Raw genomic sequence first — 9,025 nt, 5'->3', positions numbered from 1 at the left:
GACAAAATGGCCGATGATTTCATTCAGGCCTACGTAGGCAAGGAAGTGGAGGTTCTGTACGAAAGAGCTGTTGGCGAGGGCATTTACGAAGGGCATACCACCAACTATATCAAGGTGCATGGCACTTCTGAAAAAGACCTGACCAATGTGATCTGCAGAACAAAGATCGAGAAAGCGGAAAAGGAACAGCTTTTTGGTGTGGCGGAAGCATAAACAGGCGCAATTGTAATATATTCGTAAGGAACAGATGGTTGCAATTCGGGTTCGTTTCGGGTATCATAGAAATAATTATTATGGAAACAAAAACTGCAGAAAGATGCAGAAAAAATAGAGACCGGGGCTTTGCCCCAAAGATTGGAGCGTGAAAAGTATGGGCAATATCCATGAAACACAGTATTTTGGCAGACTGGAAAAGGAACCTGAAAACGAAGCAAAACGAATCCTGATGGCTGTCAGCGCAGCGCTGAGAGAAAAAGGCTACAATCCTGTTAATCAGATCGTGGGCTATATCCTGTCCGGTGATCCTACTTATATTACAAGCCACCAGAATGCCCGTGTGCTGATCCGCAAACTGGAAAGAGACGAATTGCTGGAAGAACTGGTGAAAGATTATCTGGATCGTAACGAATAATCGGAACAATAAGAAAGAGGAACCGTATTGAGAATTTTAGGTTTGGATTTTGGCGACAAGACCATTGGTGTGGCAGTCAGCGATCCCTTCGGCTGGACAGCCCAGGGGGTAGAGATCATCCGCAGGGATAATCCCATGGAATTTAAAAAATGTATGCGCAGACTGGCAGAACTGGTGGAGGAATATAAAGCAGAAGTGATCGTTCTGGGCTATCCCAAAAATCTGGATGGCTCCGAAGGGGACAGATGTGTAAAGACCAACGATTTCTGCGAACGGATCAAAAAGCGCTTCCCTAAGGTGGAAGTGATCCTTTGGGATGAACGTTTCAGCACCATTGCTGCAGAACGTTCTCTGCGGGAAATTGGTCTGAACCATGATAAGAGAAAAAGTGTCATTGATAAGATGGCGGCTGTGCATATCCTGCAGGGATATCTGGACAGTAAAGCAAAATGATTTCGAATACAAAAATTTGAAATTGATATAAATATTGTATCCCTGCAAAAACGATAGTTTTTGCCAATGGGGGTGCAGGGGAATCATTCCCCTGTCAGGGTTTGGGACAGAGTCCCAAAGAGAGGAGATAATCTAATGGCTGATATTTATGATGAAGTAAACGAAATGGAATTTGAAACAGTAACAATGACAGACGAAAGCGGTGTGGAAGTGGAATTTTCCATTATCGATAATGTGGCATGCGGCGGCGAACGCTATCTCTTGGTAGTAGAAACAGAACTGATGGACGATGATGAAACAGATGCCATCATCCTGAAGGAAGTTTCCATCAACACAGACGATGTTACTTACGAACTGGTGGAAGATGACGCGGAATTTGACCGCGTGGCAGACCTGTTCGCACAGAAGGGCGAAGATTATACAGTAGAACTGGGCTAAGTTTGAAAGAATTACGAATGGATTATGGTACGGCATATTTCTGCATGAAATATGCCAATCCCTTTTCATAATAATGAGCGGAAAAAAGGGGTCAGCAGAAATATCGGATCCTAGAGAGGCAGCACTCATGGCGGTCTGAAAAAACGGGACGGGATTGTTTTTTCAGACAGTGAGAACCGACTGCTCTTTTTCTGCTTCTCTTTTTCGGAAAAGAACAGTATTTTTGAAGATTAAGGAGAACTTTTTTACGCCATACTAAAGAATAAAAGAGAATAAGAGAAAAAGGAGGTGTGTTTTTTGGCAGAGAAAAAGAACGCAAAGGAACTGAACGTAAAGAGTTCCAAAGCGAATCATAACACAAAGGCGAAAGCGAAGACAGAACCTGCAAAGGCGAAGGCTCCTGTGAAAGCGGCGGCAAAGGCCCCTGCAAAAACAGCAAAAGCTCCTGCAAAAGAACAGACAAAAGAAACGGCGAAAGCGCCTGCAAATACAGCGGCGAAGGCGGCAGCAAAAGTAACGGCAAAGCTGCGTACCAGAAATAAAACAAAGGCAAAACCCAAGGTGAACCTGAAGGTTGTTGCGCTGGGCGGCCTGGAAGAGATCGGTAAAAACATGACTGTGCTGGAATACGGCGATGATATCATCATCATCGACTGCGGTCTGGCTTTCCCTGAGGACGATATGCTGGGGATTGATCTGGTCATTCCCGACGTTTCTTATTTGACCAAAAACATGGAAAAAATCAGAGGGATCGTGCTGACCCATGGCCACGAGGACCATATCGGTGCGCTGCCCTATATTCTGAAACAGCTGAATGTGCCCGTATTCGGCACACTGCTGACACTGGGGCTGTTGGAAAATAAACTGAGAGAGCATAAAATGCTGGATTCCACCACAAGACATACCGTGGTGCCCGGGGAAAAGGTGAAACTGGGTCAGATGGTAGTGGAATTTATCCATACCAACCACTCTATTGCCGATTCCGTTGCTCTGGCCATCCATACACCCGTGGGTGTAGTGGTGCATACCGGGGACTTTAAGGTGGACTATACCCCCATCGATGGTGAGATCATCGACCTGCAGCGTTTTGCGGAACTGGGGAAAGAAGGGGTACTGCTTCTGATGAGTGACAGTACCAATGCGGAAAGAAAAGGCTTTACCATGTCCGAAAAGAACGTGGGTAAGGTGTTTGAAAAGATTTTCGAAGATACACCAAAAAACCGTATCATGGTTGCCACATTCTCTTCCAATATCCATCGTATCCAGCAGGTCATCAATGCGGCGTATATGTACGGCAGAAAAGTTGCCATCATCGGCCGCAGCATGGTCAATGCGGTAAAAACAGCGTCTGAACTGGATTATCTGTGGGTACCCCCCAGAACACTGATCGATATCAACGAAACAAAGAATTATCAGGATAATCAGCTTGTCATCATCACCACAGGCAGCCAGGGCGAAACTATGTCCGCTCTGTCCCGTATTGCATCCGGTGAACATAAACAGATCAATGTAAAACCTGATGATAAGATCATCATTTCCGCATCTGCCATCCCTGGCAACGAAAAGAACGTGTTCCGTGTGGTAAATGAACTGATGAAAAAAGGTGCTGATGTGGTTTATGGCGATATCGAAGATATCCACGTTTCCGGTCACGCCCGTCAGGAAGAACTGAAACTGATGCTAGCACTGACAAAACCCAAATTCTTCATGCCCGTACACGGGGAATTCATGCATCTTGCAAGCCACAGAGATCTGGCGGTTTCCATGGGTATGGATAAGAATGATATTTTCGTGATGAAGCTGGGCGAAGTGCTGGAAGTAAATCAGAATGAAGCAAAAGTGAATGGCACAGTGCCTACAGGTCAGATCATGGTAGATGGTCTGGGCGTTGGCGACGTTGGCAATATCGTCCTGCGTGACAGAAAGCATCTGTCTCAGGATGGTCTGATGGTAGTCGTTGTTTCCATGGATAAGGAATATGGCACCATCGTTTCCGGCCCCGATATCATTTCCAGAGGTTTCGTTTATGTAAGAGAAGCGGAAGACCTGATGGATGAAGCCCGTCAGGCGGTGCTGGAAGCGCTGCAGGAATGCGAAGCGAAAGGCATCACCAGCTGGAACTATATCAAAGGCGTCATCAAGGATGCCCTGAAAAATTATATCTGGCAGAAAACAAAGAGAAGTCCGATGATTTTGCCTATCATCATGGATGTATAAAAAAGAAAACCCCGACATTGTCGGGGTTATTTTTATGCGGTTATTCTTCGATAAAGAGATCAGCAATGGAATACAGCACCGCAGAACCTGCCAGAGTGACACGGGTGCCGTTCATTTTGCAATGGAGGGTGCCGCCTCTGGGGGAAACCTGTCTTGCGATGATTTCCTCTTTGCCCAGTTTTTTCGCCCACAGGGGAACGATATGGCAGTGGCCGCTGCCGCAGACGGGATCTTCGGGCACAGCCAGTTTGGAACAGAAGGAACGGGAGACACAGTCATAGTCTGTACCCCTGGCGGTGATATGCTGCAGGAGGCCGTCCAGTTCTGCCAGTTTGCTGTGATCGGGAGTCATGGTGGGAACAGCTTCGGCGTCTTCTGTTACGCAGAGCAGGTCACGGCCCAGCCATGCTTCGGAAATTTTTACACCGTAGGCCGCATCCATTTCAGGGGTCACGGGGATTTGTTTCAGTTCATAGGCAGGGAAGTCCATTTCCAGCAGATCGCCTTTTTTCACAACGGTCAGAGGGCCGCTCATGGTGTTGAAGGTGATGGATTCTGCTTTTGTTTCAAAGAAGCGGAACAGTACATAAGAGGTACCCAGTGTGGCATGACCGCACAGGTCGATCTCGCCGCCGGGGGTGAACCATCTCAGGTGATAGTTTTCGCCTTCCTTGACTGCAAAGGCGGTTTCGGACAGGTTGTTTTCGATGGCGATCTTCAGCATCAGCTCGTCGGAAGGGTATTTGTCCAGCACACAGACAGCGGCGGGGTTGCCTTCGAATACTTTTTCTGCAAATGCGTCAACATGATAACATTTCATGGAAATGACCTCCTTGTCGGGAAAAATTGTTTTTCTGATGATACAAGGATAGCACAAAGCGGGGGCGCAGACAATGAGAAATCGGGCAGATTGCAAGGAAAGAAAAAATGGTGTATGATAGACCAAAACAAAATGGAAAAGAGGGAGATTATGCAGTCCATCAGCGAGATCAAGGAAATTTTGGGGAATTGCCCCATGGAAGCATTGCCGGAACAGATGAAACAGTTTGAAGCAGACAGCCGAAAGGGTGTCCAGACTGCACTGGCCTCTTTTCGGAAAAAATATGAAAAACATCAGCAGGAACTGGCGCGCCTGGAGGAGATCCTGACCTATGAAAGGGGTCTTTGGGAAGGGGGCTATGACCTGATCGCGGGTATCGACGAAGTGGGCAGAGGCCCTCTGGCAGGCCCCGTGGTAGCGGCGGCAGTCATCCTGCCCAAGGAATGTAAGATTGAAGGGGTCAATGATTCCAAGAAGCTTTCCGCAAAGAAAAGAGAAGAACTTTATGATATCATTCTGGAAAAGGCCGTGAGCTACGGCATCGGGGTCGTTTCCAATGAACGTATCGATGAAATAAACATCCTGCAGGCGACTTATGAGGCGATGCGGGAAGCCTTGTCTCAGCTGAAACCAAAAGCGGATTATATCCTTGCCGATGCTGTAACCATCCCTATGGTTTCCACACCCCAGAGAGGGATCATCAAGGGGGATGCGAAAAGTATGTCCATCGGCGCGGCCAGCATTGTGGCGAAGGTATACCGTGACCGCATGATGGAGGCCTATGAGGAAGTTTATCCCGGCTATGGTTTTGCATCCAACAAGGGGTACGGTGCGGCGGAGCATCTGGAAGGTATCCGCAGACAGGGGATCACGCCCATCCACCGCAAGACCTTCGTGAAGAATTTTCTGCCGCAGGATGGCGATACCACAACGGATAAAGGTCATCGGGGGGAGGCTCTGGCGGCGAAACAGATGGAAAAAATGGGATATGAGATTCTGGAGCGGAATTTTCATGCCCTGAAAGCAGAAATTGATATCATTGCGAAAAAAGAGAACACTATTGTTTTTACGGAAGTGAAATACAGACAGAATGAAGAGATGGGGACACCTGCGGAAGCGGTAGGCTATCAGAAACAACAGAACATCATCCGTGGCGCGAAGGTGTATATTGCCCAGAAATGCCTGATGGAAATGGGCTATGACTTCCGTTTTGACGTGGCAGAGGTGCTGAATCAGGATGGCAAGACCTATTTCCGTTATACAGAAGATGCTTTCCAAATCAACTAAGGAGAAAATTATGACAATTGTAAAAAAAGATAAATTGGAATATGTAACATTTGACAATCTGGCAGAAACAGGCATGGTGAAACATGCTTTTACGACCCGTCACGGCGGTGTCAGCACAGAACACTGGGCGACCATGAACATGGGGCTTTCCCGTGGGGAAGCGAAGGATCCTGTCTGGGAAAATTACCGCATCCTTGGGGAGGCCGTTGGTTTTACGGTGGACAATTATGTGACAAGCCAGCAGACCCATACCACCAATGTGCGCAGAGTAACAGCGGAAGATAAAGGCAAGGGTGTCTGGATCGACAGAGGATATACCGACGTAGATGGTCTGATCACCAACGAAAAAAATATCCCTCTGGTAATTTTCGGGGCAGACTGTGTGCCCGTATTCCTGCTGGATAAAAAGAATAAAGCCATTGGCGTGGCTCACTGCGGCTGGATGGGCACAGGCAAGCGCATGGCGGAAAAGATCCTGCAGGAGATGATGAAGGAATTCGGCACAGACCCTGCCGATGTAACAGCAGCCATTGGCCCCTCCATCGGCAAATGCTGTTTCCAGATGGATGCGCCTGTGCTGAACCTGTTCAAAGAGAATATTCCATGGACGGACGATATCGTAGAACCAGACCCCACAGCAGAAGGCAAATATAAAATGGATCTGTGGGAATGCAACCGCAGACTGCTGGCGGAAATGGGTGTAAAAGACATTGAGATCAGTGGTCTTTGCACCAAATGCGATCAGGAAAGGTTTTATTCCCACAGAGGTATGGGCGAAAAACGCGGCGTGATGGCAGGTATCATGGAACTGATTTAAGAGGGTGAGAACATGATCAATACGGCAGTAAAAATTATGAAAAAAACAGTGGGAGCAGTGGCAAAGGTCAGTGTTTCCGAAGTGACGAAGGTGGCCGATGGCGTGAAGGCCATTGGTGTGGTGGCAGGCATGGTGCCCTCCAAAAAGAAAAGTCTGGCAGAAGTGACGGAAGACCTGAAACGGTTGAAGGAACTGAAAGATCTGGGCATCCTTTCCGAAGAGGAATTTGAAGAAAAAAAGAAAAAATATATGGAAATGCTGTAAAAATAGCAGGTGTGAAAAGGAAGTGTAAAAATTATTGGCACTTCCTTTCTTTTTGTGATATACTAAACAGAATGGAAAAGTGGGCGAATATGCCCATTTATCAAAAAGACAACTGTAACCCTAAAGGTGTTTTTATTATTTTGGAGGAGTAAAATTATGAGCAAACCTATCGTAGCGGTAGTGGGTCGCCCCAATGTAGGCAAATCCACACTGTTCAACAGACTTGCCGGCGAGCGCATCTCCATCGTGCAGGATACACCCGGCGTAACCCGTGACCGTATCTATGCCGACTGTGAATGGCTGGACCGCAAATTTACACTGATCGATACCGGTGGTATGGAAATCGGTTCCGAAGAAATCATCCAGAGACAGATCATCCAGCAGGCACAGATCGCCATCGAAACTGCTGACGTTATCCTGTTTGTTACAGACGTAAAAACAGGCGTAACAGAGGATGACCTGAAAGTAGCAAACATGCTGCGCCGCACAAAGAAACCCGTTGTTCTGGCGGTAAATAAAGTAGACAGCGTAAAACGCGATACCATGGCGATCTATGAATTCTACGAACTGGGTATTGGTGACCCCCTGCCCGTTTCCGCAGGACAAGCTCTGGGTCTGGGCGATATGCTGGACGCAGTGATCGCGCATTTCCCCGATAAGGATGCAGCGGAAGAAGAAGACGATGCGATCAGAGTGGCTATCATCGGTAAACCCAACGTAGGCAAATCTTCTTTGATCAACAAAATTCTGGGGGAAGACAGACTGATCGTTTCCAACATTGCAGGTACGACCCGTGATGCCGTGGATACACCTATCGAGATCAATGGCCAGAAGTATATCTTCATCGATACAGCCGGCATGCGCCGTAAGAGCAAGATCAAGGAAGAAATCGAAAGATTCTCTATCATCCGCGCTGTTGCTGCGGTAGAAAGATGTGACGTTGCCATTCTGGTGATCGATGCCAACGAAGGTATTACCGATCAGGATACCAAGATCGCGGGTATTGCCCACGAAAGAGGCAAAGCGGCTATCATTGCCGTAAACAAATGGGATTCCATTGAAAAAGACGAAAAGACCATGAACAAATATCTGAAAGATATCGGCATGGAACTGAAATATATGGACTATGCACCCTGCTGCTTCATTTCCGCTCTGACAGGTCAGAGAATCACTCGTATGCTGGAAATGATCGATACAGTACATCATAACCATGCCCTGCGTATCAGCACCGGCGTTCTGAATGAAGTTCTGATCGAAGCAACAGCCATGCAGCAGCCCCCTTCCGACAAGGGCCGTCAGCTGAGACTGTACTACATGACACAGGTGTCTGTAAAACCCCCTACCTTCGTTATTTTTGTAAACGAAAGAGAACTGTTCCATTTCTCTTACCGCAGATATATCGAAAACCAGCTGCGTGATGCCTTTGGTTTTGTAGGTACACCAATTCACTTTATTGTAAGAGAAAAAGGGGAAAAAGACTGATGTTTCGACTGATTTGTATGATCATTGGCTATTGCATCGGCTGTATTGAAACGGCGCATGTGGTAGGCAAACTGTGGAAAGTTGATCTGCGTCAGCATGGCAGCGGCAATCTGGGTACCACCAACGCCCTGCGTGTGCTGGGCAAAAAGGCAGGGGCTATGGTATTTATCGGGGATATCCTGAAATCTGTCATTGCTTTTCTGATTTGCCGTGCCATTTTCAAGGACAACGCAACGGTTGCCGGTCTGTTTGGCAGTGCCGGGGCGGTTCTGGGGCACAACTATCCGTTTTATCTGAATTTCAAAGGCGGCAAGGGGATCGCTGTTATGATCGGCATGACAGCGGCGCTGGCGTTTACCACAAACCCTCTGCTGGCTATTCCAAATGCATTGATCGGTTTTGGTCTGGCCTTTGGCACCCGTTATGTTTCTGTAGGCTCTCTGGGCTTTTCCGTTTGTCTGCCTGTCAGCTGTTATTTTCTGGGCTATGAACGGGAAATTGTTCTGATCACGCTCTGTTTCAGTGCCCTGGCAGTCTGGAGACATAGAGGGAATATCAAAAAACTTTTAAATGGTACAGAAAACAGATTTGGTTCTAAAAAGAAATAAGACTGGAG

The 9,025-nt window shown here is 47.4% G+C and carries 11 protein-coding genes; 10 read left to right on the top strand and 1 reads right to left on the bottom strand.

Annotated features, from left to right (window positions below; genetic code table 11):
- From ACJMLT_RS00740 to ACJMLT_RS00720, 5 genes are all read left to right on the top strand, one after another.
- The coding region (locus ACJMLT_RS00740) for a hypothetical protein (protein ID WP_405725089.1) at positions 1 to 213 on the top strand (213 nt) is incomplete at its 5' end.
- A gap of 157 nt (positions 214 to 370) precedes the next feature.
- Positions 371 to 631: an IreB family regulatory phosphoprotein gene (locus ACJMLT_RS00735; protein WP_405725086.1), complete on the top strand. Its 261-nt coding sequence runs from the start codon at positions 371 to 373 to the stop codon at positions 629 to 631.
- Positions 632 to 658: 27 nt separating this feature from the next.
- Positions 659 to 1,084: a Holliday junction resolvase RuvX gene (gene ruvX / locus ACJMLT_RS00730; protein WP_405725084.1), complete on the top strand. Its 426-nt coding sequence runs from the start codon at positions 659 to 661 to the stop codon at positions 1,082 to 1,084.
- A 135-nt stretch (positions 1,085 to 1,219) separates the two neighbouring features.
- Positions 1,220 to 1,522, top strand: a complete 303-nt coding sequence (locus tag ACJMLT_RS00725) for a DUF1292 domain-containing protein (RefSeq protein ID WP_405725082.1) — start codon at positions 1,220 to 1,222, stop codon at positions 1,520 to 1,522.
- A gap of 525 nt (positions 1,523 to 2,047) precedes the next feature.
- Positions 2,048 to 3,739: a ribonuclease J gene (locus tag ACJMLT_RS00720; protein ID WP_405725092.1), complete on the top strand. Its 1,692-nt coding sequence runs from the start codon at positions 2,048 to 2,050 to the stop codon at positions 3,737 to 3,739.
- Between the two features lie 40 nt (positions 3,740 to 3,779).
- On the opposite strand, the gene ACJMLT_RS00715 is transcribed toward ACJMLT_RS00720, so the two are convergent.
- Entirely contained in the window at positions 3,780 to 4,559 is a 780-nt protein-coding gene (locus ACJMLT_RS00715; protein ID WP_405725079.1) for a PhzF family phenazine biosynthesis protein, read from the bottom strand.
- A 150-nt stretch (positions 4,560 to 4,709) separates the two neighbouring features.
- Here ACJMLT_RS00715 and ACJMLT_RS00710 point away from each other — a divergent pair, with 150 nt between their 5' ends.
- The 5 genes from ACJMLT_RS00710 to plsY all read left to right on the top strand — a co-directional run bounded on the left by ACJMLT_RS00710 (position 4,710) and on the right by plsY (position 9,017).
- Positions 4,710 to 5,846, top strand: coding sequence for a ribonuclease HII (locus tag ACJMLT_RS00710; protein WP_405725076.1), 1,137 nt, complete (start codon positions 4,710 to 4,712; stop codon positions 5,844 to 5,846).
- Between the two features lie 10 nt (positions 5,847 to 5,856).
- The gene (gene pgeF, locus ACJMLT_RS00705) at positions 5,857 to 6,663 is read left to right on the top strand and encodes a peptidoglycan editing factor PgeF (protein WP_405725073.1); all 807 of its coding nucleotides are present in this window, start codon (positions 5,857 to 5,859) and stop codon (positions 6,661 to 6,663) included.
- Positions 6,664 to 6,675: 12 nt separating this feature from the next.
- Positions 6,676 to 6,927, top strand: coding sequence for an SHOCT domain-containing protein (locus ACJMLT_RS00700; RefSeq protein WP_405725070.1), 252 nt, complete (start codon positions 6,676 to 6,678; stop codon positions 6,925 to 6,927).
- Positions 6,928 to 7,083: 156 nt separating this feature from the next.
- The gene (der, locus tag ACJMLT_RS00695) at positions 7,084 to 8,409 is read left to right on the top strand and encodes a ribosome biogenesis GTPase Der (RefSeq protein ID WP_405725067.1); all 1,326 of its coding nucleotides are present in this window, start codon (positions 7,084 to 7,086) and stop codon (positions 8,407 to 8,409) included.
- The gene (gene plsY / locus ACJMLT_RS00690) at positions 8,409 to 9,017 is read left to right on the top strand and encodes a glycerol-3-phosphate 1-O-acyltransferase PlsY (protein WP_405725064.1); all 609 of its coding nucleotides are present in this window, start codon (positions 8,409 to 8,411) and stop codon (positions 9,015 to 9,017) included. Before der ends, plsY begins: the two co-directional genes overlap by 1 nt.
- Positions 9,018 to 9,025 lie beyond the last annotated feature (8 nt).

Origin of the sequence: Anaerotignum sp. (genome assembly GCF_045122575.1) — a bacterium.
Classification (GTDB): domain Bacteria; phylum Bacillota; class Clostridia; order Lachnospirales; family Anaerotignaceae; genus Anaerotignum_A.
This window is presented reverse-complemented; position numbering and strand designations above follow the sequence as displayed.